12 protein-coding genes are annotated in these 15,842 nt (G+C 72.1%); 6 read left to right on the top strand and 6 right to left on the bottom strand.

Translation table 11 applies throughout. From position 1 onward, the window contains the following. The first annotated feature begins 273 nt into the window (after positions 1–273). A complete protein-coding gene (locus ABEB03_RS34215) occupies positions 274–936 on the top strand; it encodes a class F sortase (protein ID WP_345656848.1) in 663 nt (220 codons plus the stop codon). A 39-nt stretch (positions 937–975) separates the two neighbouring features. Here the strand turns inward: ABEB03_RS34215 and ABEB03_RS34210 are convergent, their stop codons facing one another. Both ABEB03_RS34210 and lysX read right to left on the bottom strand, forming a co-directional pair. Next, positions 976–1,818 carry a polysaccharide deacetylase family protein gene (locus ABEB03_RS34210; RefSeq protein WP_345656742.1) on the bottom strand — a complete coding sequence of 281 codons (843 nt, stop codon included), beginning with the start codon at positions 1,816–1,818 and terminating at the stop codon, positions 976–978. 81 nt (positions 1,819–1,899) lie between these two features. Next, complete coding sequence (gene lysX / locus ABEB03_RS34205; RefSeq protein WP_345656741.1) at positions 1,900–5,178, bottom strand: bifunctional lysylphosphatidylglycerol synthetase/lysine--tRNA ligase LysX; 3,279 nt, start codon at positions 5,176–5,178, stop codon at positions 1,900–1,902. Positions 5,179–5,476: 298 nt separating this feature from the next. Here lysX and ABEB03_RS34200 point away from each other — a divergent pair, with 298 nt between their 5' ends. After that, the gene (locus ABEB03_RS34200; protein WP_095938018.1) at positions 5,477–5,956 is read left to right on the top strand and encodes a universal stress protein; all 480 of its coding nucleotides are present in this window, start codon (positions 5,477–5,479) and stop codon (positions 5,954–5,956) included. 37 nt (positions 5,957–5,993) lie between these two features. Here the strand turns inward: ABEB03_RS34200 and ABEB03_RS34195 are convergent, their stop codons facing one another. Further along, the gene (locus ABEB03_RS34195) at positions 5,994–7,187 is read right to left on the bottom strand and encodes a CapA family protein (protein WP_345656739.1); all 1,194 of its coding nucleotides are present in this window, start codon (positions 7,185–7,187) and stop codon (positions 5,994–5,996) included. 490 nt (positions 7,188–7,677) lie between these two features. On the opposite strand from ABEB03_RS34195, the gene ABEB03_RS34190 reads away from it, so the two are divergent. The 3 genes from ABEB03_RS34190 to ABEB03_RS34180 all read left to right on the top strand — a co-directional run bounded on the left by ABEB03_RS34190 (position 7,678) and on the right by ABEB03_RS34180 (position 9,737). Continuing rightward, positions 7,678–8,226, top strand: a complete 549-nt coding sequence (locus tag ABEB03_RS34190; RefSeq protein ID WP_345656738.1) for a sigma-70 family RNA polymerase sigma factor — start codon at positions 7,678–7,680, stop codon at positions 8,224–8,226. Between the two features lie 136 nt (positions 8,227–8,362). Beyond that, complete coding sequence (locus ABEB03_RS34185) at positions 8,363–8,878, top strand: hypothetical protein (RefSeq protein ID WP_028798764.1); 516 nt, start codon at positions 8,363–8,365, stop codon at positions 8,876–8,878. Positions 8,879–9,086: 208 nt separating this feature from the next. Next, positions 9,087–9,737, top strand: a complete 651-nt coding sequence (locus tag ABEB03_RS34180; protein ID WP_345656737.1) for a zf-HC2 domain-containing protein — start codon at positions 9,087–9,089, stop codon at positions 9,735–9,737. A 52-nt stretch (positions 9,738–9,789) separates the two neighbouring features. Here ABEB03_RS34180 and ABEB03_RS34175 read toward each other — a convergent pair whose 3' ends face one another. The 3 genes from ABEB03_RS34175 to ABEB03_RS34165 all read right to left on the bottom strand — a co-directional run bounded on the left by ABEB03_RS34175 (position 9,790) and on the right by ABEB03_RS34165 (position 14,276). Further along, positions 9,790–10,650 (bottom strand): Fpg/Nei family DNA glycosylase, encoded by an 861-nt coding sequence (locus ABEB03_RS34175; RefSeq protein ID WP_345656736.1) that lies wholly within the window; start codon positions 10,648–10,650, stop codon positions 9,790–9,792. Between the two features lie 124 nt (positions 10,651–10,774). After that, positions 10,775–12,850 carry a SpoIIE family protein phosphatase gene (locus ABEB03_RS34170; RefSeq protein ID WP_345656735.1) on the bottom strand — a complete coding sequence of 692 codons (2,076 nt, stop codon included), beginning with the start codon at positions 12,848–12,850 and terminating at the stop codon, positions 10,775–10,777. 79 nt (positions 12,851–12,929) lie between these two features. Then, a complete protein-coding gene (locus ABEB03_RS34165) occupies positions 12,930–14,276 on the bottom strand; it encodes a DUF6777 domain-containing protein (protein WP_345656734.1) in 1,347 nt (448 codons plus the stop codon). 116 nt (positions 14,277–14,392) lie between these two features. Between ABEB03_RS34165 and ABEB03_RS34160 the strand changes: the two genes are divergently transcribed. Further along, entirely contained in the window at positions 14,393–15,823 is a 1,431-nt protein-coding gene (locus ABEB03_RS34160; RefSeq protein ID WP_345656733.1) for a lipase maturation factor family protein, read from the top strand. Positions 15,824–15,842 lie beyond the last annotated feature (19 nt).

Genomic DNA, 15,842 nt, shown 5'->3' with positions numbered 1-15,842 from the left:
TCCCAGACCGACCTTCAGATGCGGGGCACGGGCCCGCATTTCGAGAATGGTCCGTCCTGGTGAGAGGACACGCCGAAGGAATTCCACACAATCGGATATTGCCGCAGGTCACGGACCGTCAGAAAATTCCTGGTCCCGGGGACTCGGATGGCTCACGACCGATGTACTCCGCCACCCGTTCGCTCGCGTCCCGTCGCCGGACGGCCGTGCTGGAATTAGCGTTCTCATATGCTCGACGGACGTGGCGACGGCCACGTCGAGAGGGGATGGCGAATGCTTGCGTCCGAACTGGCCGAAGAGGAGGAGAGGCGGAGGAAGCGCGCCCCTTGGGGCGTTATAGCGCTTGTTCTGCTGACCGGCCTCGCACTCATTCGAAACGGCTCCGGTGAGTTCGACGTGGGTCCCCCGCAACCCGCCTCGGCGGCCGCGGCGGACAGCCGCACGTCGGCCGGCACCTTCTCGAACGGGCCGTCCGGCCTGCCGTTCTCCTCGGTGCAGCGGGTGAAGATCCCGGCGATCCAGGTCGACGCCCCGACCGTGCCGGTGGGCCTGGACATCGGCGGCTGGGTCGACGCGCCGCCCCCGGACGACCCGAACCTGGCCGGCTGGTTCACCGGCGCGGTCTCGCCCGGTGAGAAGGGCACCTCGGTCATCGTCGGCCACGTGGACAACATGCAGGGCCCCGCGGTCTTCTACGGACTGGGGGCGCTCAAGAAGGGCAACAAGGTCGAGGTCCTGCGCGAGGACCGGAAGACGGCCGTGTTCGAGGTGTACGGCGTCGACGTGTTCGAGAAGAGCAATTTCCCCGGCGACCGTGTGTACGGCAGCAAGGGCACCCCGGAATTGCGGGTCATCACCTGCGGCGGCGGTTTCTCCAAGCAGCACGGTTACGACGGGAATGTCGTGGTGTTCGCCCGCCTGGTCGAGGTTCGCTGAGCGTTCCCGGCCGGGCGGGCGAATGCCCGCATGCCGTCTCTACACGAATTTCCGGTGCGGCACGGTGATGTGGTAGCCGGAGTCCAGCAAATGCGGAAGGTATTCGCGCAGCGCCCGCACGCTCTGCGAACGGTCACCGCCCGCGTCGTGCGAGAGGATCACGACGCCCGGGGCGGCGCCCTCCTCGACCCGGTCGACGATGGTGCGGGTGCCCGGGGTCGTCCAGTCCAGCGAGTCGACCGTCCAGGCCAGCGGCTCCATGCCGAGTTCGGCACCGATCTTGAAGGTGTTCCGGTTCCATGCGCCGTACGGTGCGCGGAACCAGGCGGGCGGCTCGCCGTAGGCGTCGTCGATGACCTCGCAGGTGCGCTCGATCTCGCGGCGGATCGCGGAACGCGAGAGCTCGGTCAGCTGCGGGTGGGTCCAGGTGTGGTTGCCGACGATGTGGCCGTCGTCGGCCATCTCGCGCAGCAGGTCCTTGTTGTCGACGGCCATCTCCCCGCACACGAAGAACATGGCCCGCACGTCGTACTCGCGCAGGGTGCTCAGGATGTGCGGGGTGTACCGCGGGTCCGGACCGTCGTCGAAGGTCAGCACCATGCGGCGGCCGCTTCCGGACATCTGCAGGATCGGCTCGCGGCGGACGGCGGTCTTCACCGGCCGGTGCCGAGGCGGCCCGTATCCCGCCATCGGCTGGAGGCGGAAGGCGGAGGGCTTGAGCGCCGTGCGCAACTGCGGGCCCTGGCCGAGCGGGACACTCGCCGGTCGCGCGGCCGGCTCGGCCGTCAGGACTCGGGCCGTGCCCGCCGCCCCCGCCGCACCCAGGACGGCAGCACCGGCGATCAACATACGGCGCCGGGTGAACAGCTGATCCTTTTTCATGACTCATGAGTCACCCCGTGGAGGGGCGGCGCGGCTGAGCAACACCGGTGCGGACCCACGAAAACACCCGATGGGACCATTTCAGCGGCGGCGCACCAGCGGGAACGGCAGCGTCTCGCGGATCGTCAGACCGGTCAGGAACATCACGAGCCGGTCGACTCCGATGCCGAGACCCCCGGTGGGCGGCATCGCGTACTCCAGGGCGTCCAGGAAGTCCTCGTCCAGCTCCATGGCCTCCGGGTCTCCCCCGGCGGCCAGCAGGGACTGCTCGGTCAGCCTCCGGCGCTGCTCCACGGGGTCGGTCAACTCGGAATAGGCGGTGCCCAGTTCGGTGCCGAAGGCGACGAGGTCCCAGCGTTCGGCGAGACGCGGGTCGACGCGGTGCTGCCGGGTCAGCGGGGAGACCTCGGTCGGGAAGTCCTTGTAGAAGGTGGGCAGCCCGGTCCGCTCCTCGACCAGCCGTTCGTACATCTCCAGCACGACGTCGCCGCGCGAGTCCTTCGGTCCGTACGGCACATCGGCACGGTCGCACAGCCGCAGCAGCGTCGCCAGGGGCGTGCCGGCATCGACCTGCTCCCCCAGGGCCTCCGAGAGGGCGCCGTACACCGTCTTGACGGGCCAGGGCCCGGAGATGTCGTACTCGGTGCCGTCCTTGCGTGCCACGGGCGTGCCGAAGGCGGCGGTGGCCGCGTCCTGGATCAGCTCGCGGGCGAGGTCGAGCATCACGTCGTAGTCGGCGAACGCCTGGTAGGCCTCCAGCATCGTGAACTCGGGGTTGTGCTTGTAGGAGACGCCCTCGTTGCGGAAGGTGCGGCCCATCTCGAAGACCTTCTCCAGGCCGCCGACGCACAGCCGCTTCAGGTACAGCTCGGGCGCGATGCGCAGATACAGGTCGAGGTCGTAGGCGTTGATGTGGGTGGTGAAGGGCCGGGCGTTGGCGCCGCCGTGGATCTGCTGGAGCATCGGCGTCTCGACCTCCAGATAGCCGCGGTCGAGCAGGCCCTGGCGCAGAGCCTGTACGGCCGTGGAGCGGGCCCGCACGACGGAGCGGGCGTCCGGGCTGGACACCAGGTCGAGGTAGCGGCGGCGGACCTTCGCCTCGGGGTCGGCGAGTCCCCGGCGCTTGTCCGGCAGTGGGCGCAGGCACTTGCCGGTGAGCTGCCAGGAGGTGGCGAAGACGGTTCGCTCGCCGTGGTCGCTGGCGCCTGCGAGACCGCTCGCGGTGATGTGGTCGCCGATGTCGACGTCCTTGCGGAACCGGTCGAGCGCGGCGCCCGACTCCGCCCGGGTGAGGGCGATCTGAAGGTCTCCGGACCAGTCGCGCAGCACCGCGAACAGGACGCCGCCGAAGTCGCGTACGAGGATCACACGGCCGGCGACGGTGACGTCGGTGCCCTGCGGGACGTCGGCGAGGGTGTGCGTGCGGGACGGGACCCCCACCGGGTAGGGGTCCGTGCCCTCGGCGCGGAGCCGGTCGAGGGTCCGGTGGCGGATCCGGACCTGCTCGGGCAGGCCCTGGTACGGCTCCTCCGCCCCGGCTTCCTCCGTACCGCCCGCCCCGGGGGCCGACGGCGCGGGCAGGCCCTCGGCGGTGGCGGGCACCGGTGCGCCGCGGGGGTGTCCGTTGCCCCAGAGCTTGCGCAGCGACGGCACGGAGACGAAGCCCTCGGCGATGCCGGAGGCGAGGCCGATCCGCGCGAGGGCGCCGGTCTCGCCGTAACAGATGAAGCGGGGGTACCACTGCGGGTGGTACTTGGCGTTGGAGCGGTACAGGGCCTCCAGTTGCCACCACCGGGAGAAGAACAGCAGCAGCCGGCGCCAGAGCCTGAGCACCGGGCCGGCACCGATGCGGGCGCCCTCCTCGAAGACCGAGCGGAACACGGCGAAGTTGAGCGAGATCCGTCGTACGCCGAACTTTCCGGCCACCGCGCACAGTTCGGCGACCATGAACTCCATGACGCCGTTGGGTGCGCTGCGGTCGCGGCGCATCAGGTCGAGGGAGATGCCGTCCGGTCCCCAGGGCACGAAGGAGAGCAGCGCGAGGAGCCGGCCGTCGGCGCCCAGCGCCTCGACGAGCAGGCAGTCGCCGTCGGCGGGGTCGCCGAGCCGGTCCAGGGCCATCGAGAAGCCGCGTTCGGTCTCCGTGTCGCGCCAGGCGTCCGCCTTGTCGACGACCTGTCTCATCTCTTGGTCGGTGAGGGTGGAGTGACGGCGTACGCGGCAGGTGGCGCCGGCGCGCCGGACCCTGTTGACCGCCTGGCGCGTGACCCGCATCTCCCGGCCGCCGAGGTCGAAGTCGGCGACGTGCAGGATCGCCTCGTCGCCGAGTTGCAGGGCGCCGAGGCCGCAACGGGCGTACGCCTTGGCGCCCTCCTCGGACGCGCCCATGGCCGCGGGCGCCCAGGCGTAGCGGCGGGCCATGTCGAGCCAGGAACCGATGGCGTGCGGCCACGCCTCACGGTCGCCGACGGGGTCGCCGCTGGCGAGACAGACGCCGGCCTCGACGCGATAGGTGACGGCGGCCTTGCCGCTCGGGGAGAAGACGACCGCCTTGTCGCGACGGGTGGCGAAGTAGCCGAGGGAGTCGTCCGCTCCATAGGTGCGCAGCAGTGCCCGGATGCGGGACTCCTCGTCGCCGCGCAGTGCCGCTTCCAGGCGCTGGGAGCGGAAGAGGGTGGCGGCGGCGTTGAGGAGGGCGAGGGCGCCGAACAGCCCGAGGAGGAAGAACAGCCAGCGGGGCGGACGTCCGTCGAACGACTGCCCGGAGACGAGGCCGCCGCAGACCCGGTTGGCCGCCCAGAGCAGTCGCTGCCCGCGCGGCAGAGTGCCGGGGAAGAGCTCCACCAGGCCCCAGCCCACCAGGATCGCCACGGCCAGCCCGGCCAGCAGGACGACGAGGGCCCGCCGGACGGCGCCGTGCCGGGAGTCGGCGTAGAACGCGCCGCGGGCCACGATCAGGAGCGCCAGCAGCAGTGCGCAGACGACGAGGGAGGGGATCGACTGGGCGAACAGACCCGCCGCGACGCCCAGGATGTCGACCAGGACGAGCAGGCCCAAGTAGACCACGACCAGCCACCAGGCGATCTTCTTGCGGGCGGCGATCGCCGCGGCCAGCAGGAAGAGGAACACGGCGTACGCGAGGTTGGCGCTGACGGGCACGATCAGCAGGTCCAGGAAGCGCACCACCGGCCGCAGCAGCCTGCGCAGCGGCGCGAAGAAGGCGAGCAGGACGCAGAGCAGTCCCAGGGCTCCGAAGAAGGTGGCGAAGCCCTCCGGCACCCTGTCGAGGAAGCCTCCCCCGGGCCGCCTCGCCGCGCCCGCCGAGTCCTTCGGCGGGCGGGCCTCCACGGTGGCACTCATGGTTCCGACTGTAGGAAGGCCGACGCACCCCCGCCCGTCGAGCCCCGTCGGGCCGCCCGGCGGACGTCCTCCAGTCGCCGGACGCCCTGCCTTCCGTGCACCGCGCGCCTCGGGTCCCGTCCTCGACCGAGCGGCTCGGGACCGCCTGGGAAGCTGCGGCTCCTGACCGTGGCGCGGCTGCCGGGCCCCGGCGTGCCGGTCCGCCTCGTCCGGCGGGCTCGGTCCGCTGCGCCGGCCGGGCAAGATCCCTCGGTCTCGTACGGCCTTCGGACCTGCAGATTCCGATAACCTCAAGGCCGTGACGGAACAGCAGCACTCACCTCAGTCCGAGCCGCATCAGTTCGAGCGGGGCACGGACGGGCCGAAGGTCATCCTGGTCGGTGTGGACGGCTCCGACTCGTCGCTCCGCGCGGCGGCATATGCCGGAGGCCTGGCCAGACGGCAGCGTGCGCTCCTCGCGGTCGTCTACGTCCAGCCGGTGATGGCGGCGGGTGCGGCGCTCGGCGTGCCGGTCGCGGAGACGACCGACGAGATCGCCGAGGACCTCGTCAAGTACATCCGTGACGCGACCGAGCGGGTCAAGGGGATATTCGAGGTGCGCTGGGAGTTCCACACCTTCCGCGGTGATCCCTACAACGGCCTGGTGAAGGCAGCGGACGAACTGAAGGCGGACGCCGTGGTGGTCGGGGCGTCCGAGCAGGCGGGACACCGGATCATCGGTTCGGTGGCGATCCGGCTGGTGAAGGCGGGCCGCTGGCCGGTCACGGTCGTCCCGTAGACCGGCCGCCGGCGTTCGGCGCCCCGGCCGCGCGGGATCACTGCGCCATGACCAGCCCGGCCTGGGCCGCACCCCGGCTCAGGACGACGTCCCGGATCCGGTCGCGCATGTCGCCGACGTCGGCGCCCTGCCGCAGGGCGGCGTTGAGGTCGACGACGCGGCCGGCGTCCACGTCGAACGCCTGCGGGACGAACTCGGCCCTGGCCACCGGCCAGCGTTCGCCCTCGTGCGCCGGCGGCGCGAACGTGAACCGCGCGATCGTGCTCTCGTTGCCCCGCGGGTCCCGGACCCCGCGGTTGTCCGTCTCGCCGGCGATCTGGTCGCCCAGGCCGTAGACGACCCAGGTGCCGTCGACCTTCTCGTACGCCTGCGGGACGTGCGCGTGGGTGCCGAGGATCAGGTCGATGTCCGCCCGCCCGTCGGTACGGGACGCCGTGAGCTGCTTGGCCAGCTTCAGTTGCTGCGCGTCCGGCGCGTCCTGCCACTCGGTGCCCCAGTGCAGGGACACCACGACCACGTCGGCGCCCGCCCTGCGGGCCACCCGGGCGTCCTCGACGATCTTGTCGCGGTCGAGGAGGTCGACCGCCCAGGGCTGCCCCTCGGGCAGCGACCGGCCCTTCGGGCCGGCGGTGTAGGCGAGGTGCGCGACCTGGGCGTCGCCGGCGCGCATCATGGTCACGCTCTTCGCCTCCTCCTGCGTGCGTGCCGACCCCGCGTGCCGCAGGCCGGCGCGGTCGAACGCGTCCAGGGTCCGCCGGATGCCGTCGGCGCCGTCGTCCAGGCTGTGGTCCGAGGCGGTGGAGCAGCCGTCGTAGCCGGTCGCGGCCAGCGCGTCGGCCATCTGCGGGGGCGCCTTGAGGGCCGGGGAGCCGGACGCGTCGCCGCCCTCGCCGTAGACCGCGTTCAAGTGGCAGATCGCCAGGTCGGCGCCGGACACCGCGGGTCCGGCCCCCGCGAGCATGGGCCGGAAGTCGTATCCCAGGCCCCCCGCGTCGAACTGCGCGCGCTCGATGATCGAGGTGTCGGGCAGCATGTCGCCGGAGGCGACGAGGGTGAACCCTGTCCGGGGCGCGGGCGCCGCCGGATGCCCGGACGACGGCGCGGCCGGCTGTCCCGACGACTGCCCGGACGGTGAGGCCCCGGGGGCCTGGTGCCGGGCCTGGCAGCCCGCGAGAGCCGTGACGACCACGGCCGCGAGGGCCAGGGTGGTCCGTCGTGTGCGTGCGTTCATCGAATCGCCCCGATGCAGTCGGATTTCCTTATGAACAGATATGAATTGAGAAGAATCCACATATGGGGGACGTCGGGAGTCAAGGAGCAACGCACGCCGGTAGCCCGTCCGGCGCTCCGGGACGGGCCCGTCAGGGCGAAGGAGCGCCGGGGACGGGCACCCGTCACACCCGGCCCGGACTCCGACTCCGACTCCGACTCTGCCCCTGCCCCTGCCCCTGGCTCTGGCTCTGGTTTTGCCTCTGGCTCTGGCTCTGGTTTTGCCTCTGGCTCCGGATCGGGCCGAGGCTCCGGCTTCGACCCCGGCCGCGACTGCGGGCCACAGTCCGGCGGACGCGGCCCCGGCCCCGGGCTCGCGCGACCGTTCGGCGAGCGCCGCTCCGGACCCGGTTGACCGTTCGGCGCACCGTTCACCGACGGCTTCGACCGCCCACCGCACAACCATGTGCCCGGCCTGTCCGAGCGGCGCGCATCGCGCTGGCATACGGGCCATGACGGCCGGAACCACCACCATCACGCACGGGACGACCGCCGAGCACGAGCTGGCCGCGCTTCAGCGCGAGCACGGCCGGCCCCTCTTCGCCCTGCTGCTCCGCCTCTCCGACGGCGACCGGCAGCGCGCCGAGGATCTGCTGCAGGAGACGCTCGTGCGCGCCTGGCAGCATCCCGAGGCATTGCGCGCCGACGACTTCGACTCCGTACGCCCCTGGCTGCTCACCGTCGGACGGCGGCTCGCGATAGACGCCCGGCGGGCCCGTCAGGCGCGCCCGGCCGAGGTCGGCGACGCGGTGCTGGAGAGCGCGCGCGTCTGCGCCGATCACGCCGAACGGTCCGCGGCGACGCTCGACGTACGGGAGGCTGTGAAGACACTCACTCCGGAGCACCGTGAAGTCCTGGTGCTGGTGTACTTCCAGGGGGCGAGTGTGGCGGAGGCCGCCGCAACGCTGGGGATTCCGCCCGGTACCGTGAAGTCCCGCGCGTACTACGCGCTGCGCGCCCTGCGCCGAGTCCTTCCGGGATACGCGGCCGACCTGCGGTGAAACCGTGGGCTGAGTCAAACCTCCGTAAAGCGCCTTGCTGAGGACCATGGTTGAGCAATCAGCTTGCCTCATCCGTGTTCCGGACTGGGGGCCCGGGTTCGGGCGACGCGCACGTACCGGAGGAAGGCAGGAAGGGATGCTGCACAGAGGTCAAGAGAGCACGGACGGCACCGGCGGTGGCGAACTCACCGTCCCTATGGCCTGGTTGTACGCCGAGTACATCGCCGACGAGCTGCTGCGGACCGGCGACCTGATGCCGCCCACGTCCTTCGAGTTCCGTGCCGGGCGCGACGCCCTGGCGCTGACCATCTACCTCGCCGACAGCGGGGACGAACTCTCCGGCATCCGGGTCGTCACCCAGCTCGACACCTGGCTCTCGCTGACGGCGTACGACCAGCCGTGGCAGGACTGGGTGCGTGAGCACATGGCGCGGCGGACCGCCGAGGCGACCGCGTCCGGCGCTCCCGCCCCGGACCTGGAGCTGGCGGCCGCGGCCTGGCGCTGGCTGGAGGAGACCGAACTGCTCGCGCCCGACCTGGACGCGGTGCCAGGGGGCGGTTCCGTACCCGGCGAGGACGACGGCCCGAAGGTGTGGACGCCGGCCTGGCGGCTGGGGCTGCCGCTCGGGCATCTGGCGATCCACCTCTTCTGAGACGGCGCCGGGACACCGCCGAGACGGCGGTGCCACACCCGCGGGCAAGTTTTTTCGGCTCGCACCAATCCGCGGGGCCTCCCGCTCCGAAGGTCTTGTCCGCGATTCCGGACGAGTCTTGAATGATTCGCCGGTCCGGTGCGTATCGGTGGGCAACAGCAACACCACCCCCACCCCGCACCATGGCCACGAGGATTCGGTATTCGGTATGAGGTCCCTGGAACGGCATCGCGACGTCGGCGCCTACGCGCTCGGCGTGCTGGACGAGGCGGAGGCTTTCCGTTTCGAGGATCACCTCATGGAGTGCCCCCAGTGCTCGGCGCAGGTGAGTGAGTTCCGCCCCGCCACACGGCAGTTGATGCTGTACCGACGAGCCACCCCGCGCTCCGTGCATCCCTTCGCCGCACCCGGGCCCCGGCTGCTCGACCGGCTGCTCGGCGAGGTGGCCGCCCGCAACCGCACCGGGCGCAGGCGCTGGCTGTACGCCGTGGCGGCCTCCGTGGTGCTCGCGGTGGGCGGTCCCGCGATCGCGATCGTCAGCTCGCACGAGCCGCGTTCGGACCAGATCTCCGCGACGGACACGCGGACCGGGGTGTGGGCCCAGGTCACGACCCAGGACCGGGTGTGGGGCAGCGAGGTCGACGTCCAGGTCAAGGACAGCGGCGGGCCGCGCGCCTGTCAGCTGGTCGTCGTCGGCATGGACGGCTCCGAGCAGACCGTGACCAGTTGGATGGAGCCGCCGAACGACGGCAGGACCACCAGCATGCAGGGCGGCGCGGCGATGCGGCCCGAGGACATCCGCCAGTTCGAGGTGCGCACGACCGACGGCAAACACCTGGTGACCCTCAAGCCCCGCTGACCACGCCGTGCGCTCGCCGGGAGCCCCGGGCGGGAGCCCCCGGTGGACGTCGTCACTTGAGCAGCCGCGACATCCTGCGGTCCGCCAGCGGCTTGCCGCCGGTCTGGCAGGTCGGGCAGTACTGGAGCGAGGAGTCGCTGAAGGACACCTCGCGGATGGTGTCCCCGCACACCGGGCAGGCCTCGCCCGTTCTGCCGTGCACCCGCAGCCCGCTCTTCTTCTCCGCCTTGAGGCGCCCGGCGGCCAGCCCGTGGGACCGCTCGACGGCCTCGGTGAGGGTGGAGCGCAGCGCCTCGTACAGCCGTCCCGTCTCCTCGGGTGTCAGCGAGGAGGCGAGCTTGAAGGGCGACATCTTCGCGGCGTGCAGGATCTCGTCGCTGTACGCGTTCCCCACGCCCGCGATCACGCTCTGGTCGCGCAGCGCCCCCTTGAGCCGGCGCCGCTCCCCCGACAGCAGTGCCGCGAGGCGGGCCGCGTCGAAGTCGTCGGCGAGCGGGTCGGGACCGAGTCGGGCCACGCCGGGGATCCCGGCCGGGTCGTCCACGACGTACACCGCGAGGCGCTTCTGGGTGCCCGCCTCGGTGAGGTCGAAGCCTTCGCCGGTCTCCAGCGCCACCCGCAGCGCCAGCGGGCCCTTGCCGGGGCGGGGCGGCCCGTCGGGCAGGGTGTCCTGCCAGCGCAGCCAGCCCGCTCGGGCCAGGTGCGTCACGAAGTGCAGGCCGTCCGCCTCGATGTCGAGGAACTTGCCGTACCGGTGCACGGCCGTGACCTCGCGTCCCTCGAAGGCGGTGACCGGAGGGTCGTACGTCTTGAGGACACTGATGGCGACGGGCAGCACCCGCACCACCTGGCGGCCGACGAGATGGTCGGTCAGGAAGTCCTTGAGCGCTTCGACCTCGGGCAGTTCCGGCATACGTCCAGGGTGCCATCCGGCACCGACAACCCCACGGCGCACGGGCGCGCGCGGCAGGTCCGGCTCGATCCAGGTCCGGGTCGGTCCGTCCCGGTCCGGGCGTCCCGGTCCGGGACGCTCCCGGTCAGTCCCGGTCCGGGACGACGAACTCGCACCACACGCACTTGCCGCCGCCGCGGGCCTCCACACCCCACACGTCGGTGAGGCGGTCGACGAGGAGGAGACCGCGGCCGGAGACCCCGGACTCGCCGGCCTCCCGGCGGCGCGGCAGAGCGCTGGAGGCGTCCTCCACCTCGGCGCGCAGCCGGCGGTCGGACCCGGTGAGCACGCGCAGGGTGACGATCGCCGGGCCTTCGGTGTGCATGAGGGAGTTGGTGATCAGTTCGTCGGCGACCAGCTCGATCTCGTCGGCGCGCTCGCCCGCGCCCCAGGCACGGACCGCGGCGCGGATCATGTGGCGAGCATCGGAGAGGGCCTCGGGGTCGCCGGGGGCGACGTGCTGCTGGAGCCGTCCGCCCGACCGCTGGTCGGTGAGGCCGCGACGGCGCAGGAGGAGCAGCGCCACGTCGTCGTCGCCGCCGCGGTCCTCCGCCACGTCGATCAGCCGGTCGGCGAGCTCGCGGACGTCGTCCGGGCCCGAGCAGATGAGCTCGCGCAGGGCGTGCATGCCGTCGTCGAGGTCGGTGCCGGGCTGCTCGACGAGGCCGTCGGTGCACAGCAGGAGGGTGTGTCCGGGGTCGAGCTCGATGCTGGTGACCGGGTACTCCAGTCGTCCGAACTCGGCGGACAGGCCGAGCGGCAGGCCTCCTTCGACGCTCACCCTGCGGCAGGTGCCGTCGGTGTGCCGGACCAGCGGGTCGATGTGGCCGGCCCGGACCAGCTGGACGACCCCCGTGGACAGGTCCGCCTCGGCGTACAGGCAGGTCGCGAAGCGGTCGGTGTCGAGCTCGTGCAGGAAGACCGAGGCACGGGCCATCACGGTGGCCGGTGTGTGGCCCTCGGCGGCGTAGGCGCGCAGCACGATGCGCAGCTGGCCCATGACGGCGGCGGCGTGCGTGTCGTGGCCCTGGACGTCGCCGATGACGGCGCCGACGCGTCCGCCGGGCAGCGGGATCAGGTCGTACCAGTCGCCTCCGATGTCCCGTCCGAGGGAGGCGGAGCGGTAGCGGACGGCGACGTCGGCGCCGGGGACGCTCGGGATGGAGCGCGGCAGCATCGCCTGCTGGAGGCCCTGCGCGAGGTCCTTCTCCTGCTCGTAGAACATGGCGCGCTGGAGGCTCTGCGCGATGCTGCTGCCGAGCGCGACGAGGACGTTGCGGTCCTCGGCCGAGAAGCCGTGCCGGTCGTTGTAGAGCAGGCCCATCGCCCCGATCGGGCGGGCCTGGGCGATGAGCGGCAGATACGCGGCCGACGTGATCTTGAGGTCGGTGATGTGCGGCCACAGCAGCGGGTAGGACTCGGCGAAGTCCTCGGGCGACTCGATGAAACGCGGGGCGAGGGTCCGTACGACCTCGCTCATCGGGTACTGCTCGTCGATGCGGGTGACCAGGGTGCCGGGGACGAAGCTGCCCGCGGGCCCTTCGGCGACCAGCCGGATGCGGCCCGCCTCCACCAGCCCCATGACCAGGCTCGTCGCACCGAGGTGGGTGAGGCCGTGGGAGTCCTTCAGTACGTCGATGACGTCCTGGACGGTGCGGGCGTGGGCGAGCGCGGCGGTGGTGATCTGCACGACGTTGGTCTGCTGCCGGCGGGCCTCGTCCTCGGCGGCCTGCTCACGGCGTGCCGCGCTCTCGCTCAGCTCCTCGGTGGCGTCGCGCACGATGCCGATGATCCGGCGTGGCCGTCCGGTCTCGTCGCGGCGGATGTAGCCCTGGGTGTGCGTCCAGCGCAGGGAGCCGTCGCGGCAGCGGATGCGGAAGTAGGCGCCGTAGTTCTCGCTGCCGTCCTTGAGAGCCTGGGACACCATGGTGTCGAGGCGGTACGACTCGGTGGCGGGCACGCGCACGGACAGGGTGGCGGGGTTGCCGTCGTATTCGCCCGGGCGCATGTCGAAGACCGCGTGGGCCTGGGCGTCCATGTGCATCAGACCCGTGTCCAGGTCCCAGTCGAAGCTGCCCATGCGGTTGAGCGCCAGGATCGGATCCGGGTGGGCGGGCCAGTCGTCCGGGAGTGACAGGGCGCTCGCTCCCCGATGAACCATGGGGCCACCTTGCCAGGGTTTGTCCGATTGTTCGACTTCTGGGGAGCCCGTTTCCGGGCGCCCCGAGCCGAGCGGACGGTCAGCTGCCGAACACGTCCGTCGCCGCGTCGAAGATCGTGTCCGTGTCGGCGGACTCCTCGGGGACGAGCCCACCGCCGTCGGGGACGTCGGGATCCTCGGGCACCGTGTCGGGGCCCATGTCCTGGTCGGGGGTGCCCGGGTCGCTCGGCGGTGCGGGCGGTACCGCGGGCGCGGACCGCCCGGGCGCGGCGCTCCTGTCCGGCGGGCTCTGCACGGTCCCGGATGCCGTCGCCGACGGCGTGGCCGTGGGGCATGCCGCCGCCGGGTTCCCGGCCGAGGGGGCGCCCGTCGGGGTGCCCGACCGCGTGGGACCGGACCTGGCGGCGTCCGCCGCGGCCAGATCGGAACCGCTGTCCGAGCCGGGGGGCCGCGAGCCGGGAGTGGCCGTCCCCGGGGTCTCGCCCGGGACGGTGGCCGTCGGCCGCGACGGCACGGGGGCGGCTGCGGTCGGCGTGCCGCAGTCCGGACCGGTACCCCGACCGTCCGGGCCGACGCCCGGGGTCGAGTCGTGCGGGCCGGGTGACGAGCGGTCGGGGCGCTGCGTCACGGCCGAACCGTCCGGCGCCGGTACGACGTGGTCGTGGCGGTGGCCGTCGTGCCCCGTCGGGCGCTCGATCCACTGGTGGTCGTCGACGTCGACGATCGTGAGGTCGCTGATCACCGTGGGCGCCGGGGCGACCTCGACGATCTGGGACTGCCGATATCCCGACCAGGGCGTGCCGCGGGTGCCCGAGCCGCTCCCGCGCGCGGCCGGCGTGCCGATCGGGTTGCCGCAGGCGCAGCGGACCCGGGGCACGCCCCGGTCGTCGACGAGGACGGCGGTGCCGGTCTGGAGAACGGACTGGAACGTGGTCGCCCGTCCGTCGCTGAACCCGTGGTTGGTGACCCGGGTGTCGGCGCGCAGCACGACCGAGGTCAGCCCGCGCAGGAAGCCCGGGATCGACGACCGGGAGATGCCCACGACCCCGGCGAAGGCGCCTGCCTTGCTCCGGTCGGCGGCGAGGAAGCGGATCTCCTGCTCCACGTCGCAGCTCCCGGTGTTCCGGGTGCCGCCGTACAGGCCCGGCAGGGAGCCCGGGACGACGAGCGTGCTCCGCGGGTCGAAGGCGCCGTCGCTCGCCGCCGGTTGCGGCGTTCGGGTGACACCCGGCTCGGCCCTGCCGCCGGTGGCGGTGGAGTCGGTGAAGGGGTCGGGCCCCTGGGCCGCGACGGGCTGGAGGTAGACGTCCTCGCCGGACGAGGCGCCGGACGCGCTGGCCTGATCGCTGTCGCCGCCGCACCCGGCGACGAGGAGCGCCGCCGCGAGCGTGCAGGCCGTGACGAGGGCCCTGGTGGGTATGTGCACCACGTTCTCCCGTTCATCCCGGGCAATTCGACCACCATTGTCTGCGTCACCCGCTCGGGTCACGCAAGCCGAAGCGGTCACCCAGCGTCACAATGGAAGGGAGAGGAGCGCCCGTCGTGGAGTGGTTCGTCGCCCCCGAGTACTGGTGGAGCCGGCTGGTCTTCCAGCGGGCGCTGGCCGTCGTGTACCTGATGGCTTTCCTGGGCGCGGCGCTGCAGTTCCGTGCGCTGCTCGGGGAGCGCGGGATGCTGCCGGTCCCGCGCTTCGTGGCGCGGGTGCCGTTCCGTGCCGCGCCGAGCGTGTTCCATCTGCGCTACTCGGACCGCTTCTTCGCGCTCTGGTCCTGGACGGGCTGCGCGGTGTCGGTGGCACTGATCGCGGGGGCCGACTCGCTGCTGCCGCTGTGGGGCGGGATGCTGTTGTGGCTCGTGCCGTGGGCGCTGTACCTGTCGATCGTCAACGTCGGCCAGACGTGGTACTCGTTCGGGTGGGAGTCCCTGCTGCTCGAAGTGGGCTTCCTGGCGGTCTTCCTCGGCAACGACGAGGTGGCTCCGCCGATCGTCGTGCTGTTCCTGCTGCGGTGGGTGCTGTTCCGCGTGGAGTTCGGCGCGGGGATGATCAAAATGCGGGGGGACGCGTGCTGGCGGAAGCTGACCTGCCTGTACTACCACCACGAGACGCAGCCGATGCCGGGCCCGCTGAGCTGGTTCTTCCACCATCTCCCCAAGCCGTTCCACCGGATCGAGGTGGCCGCCAACCACGTCACCCAACTCGTCGTGCCGGTGCTCCTCTTCACGCCGCAGCCGATCGCCACCGCGGCCGCCTCGCTGATGATCCTCACCCAGCTGTGGCTGGTGCTGTCCGGGAACTTCGCGTGGCTGAACTGGACGACCATCGTGGTGGCCCTGTCGGCGGTCCGGTTCCCGGGCACGGCCCCGCGCGTCGCCGGGCCTCCGCTCTGGTACGAGGTCGTCGTGCTCGGCGTGGCCGCGGGTCTGCTCGCGCTCAGTTACCGGCCGGCCCGCAATCTGCTCTCCCGGCGCCAGGTCATGAACCGCTCCTTCGACCCGCTCCATCTGGTCAACACCTACGGGGCGTTCGGCAGTGTCAGCCGGGTGCGTTACGAGGTGGTCGTCGAGGGCACCGCGGACGATCTGCCGCGTGAGCACTCGCGGTGGCAGGAGTACGAGTTCAAGGGCAAGCCGGGCGATCCCCGCCACTGGCCGCGCCAGTTCGCGCCGTACCATCTGCGGCTGGACTGGCTGATGTGGTTCGCGGCGCTGTCGCCCGCGTACGCCGGCGCCTGGTTCGCGGGTCTGGTGGAGCGGCTGCTGGAGAACGACCGGGACACCCTGCGGCTGCTGCGCCGCTCGCCGTTCCCCGCCGACGCGCCGCCCCGCTACGTCCGCGCCCGTCTCTACCGCTACCGGTACACGACATGGCGCGAACTGCGGGAGACCGGCGCCTGCTGGCACCGCACGTACGTGCGCGACTTCCTGCCCCCGACGCGTCTGGAGACGGCCGCCGAGCGCAGCGTCCCCTACTGACGGCCCTTCGAGCACGGAG

Origin of the sequence: Streptomyces siamensis, from assembly GCF_039543605.1 — a bacterium.
In the GTDB taxonomy this organism is placed as follows: domain Bacteria; phylum Actinomycetota; class Actinomycetes; order Streptomycetales; family Streptomycetaceae; genus Streptomyces; species Streptomyces siamensis.
This window is presented reverse-complemented; position numbering and strand designations above follow the sequence as displayed.

Excerpts from the sequence above, each read along its gene's own strand:
- ABEB03_RS34215 (WP_345656848.1), top strand. The coding sequence starts at position 274 with ATGCTTGCGTCCGAACTGGCCGAAGAGGAGGAGAGGCGGAGGAAGCGC.
- ABEB03_RS34210 (WP_345656742.1), bottom strand. The coding sequence starts at position 1,818 with ATGAAAAAGGATCAGCTGTTCACCCGGCGCCGTATGTTGATCGCCGGT.
- lysX (WP_345656741.1), bottom strand. The coding sequence starts at position 5,178 with ATGAGTGCCACCGTGGAGGCCCGCCCGCCGAAGGACTCGGCGGGCGCG.
- ABEB03_RS34195 (WP_345656739.1), bottom strand. The coding sequence starts at position 7,187 with ATGAACGCACGCACACGACGGACCACCCTGGCCCTCGCGGCCGTGGTC.
- ABEB03_RS34190 (WP_345656738.1), top strand. The coding sequence starts at position 7,678 with ATGACGGCCGGAACCACCACCATCACGCACGGGACGACCGCCGAGCAC.
- ABEB03_RS34185 (WP_028798764.1), top strand. The coding sequence starts at position 8,363 with ATGCTGCACAGAGGTCAAGAGAGCACGGACGGCACCGGCGGTGGCGAA.
- ABEB03_RS34180 (WP_345656737.1), top strand. The coding sequence starts at position 9,087 with ATGAGGTCCCTGGAACGGCATCGCGACGTCGGCGCCTACGCGCTCGGC.
- ABEB03_RS34175 (WP_345656736.1), bottom strand. The coding sequence starts at position 10,650 with ATGCCGGAACTGCCCGAGGTCGAAGCGCTCAAGGACTTCCTGACCGAC.
- ABEB03_RS34170 (WP_345656735.1), bottom strand. The coding sequence starts at position 12,850 with ATGGTTCATCGGGGAGCGAGCGCCCTGTCACTCCCGGACGACTGGCCC.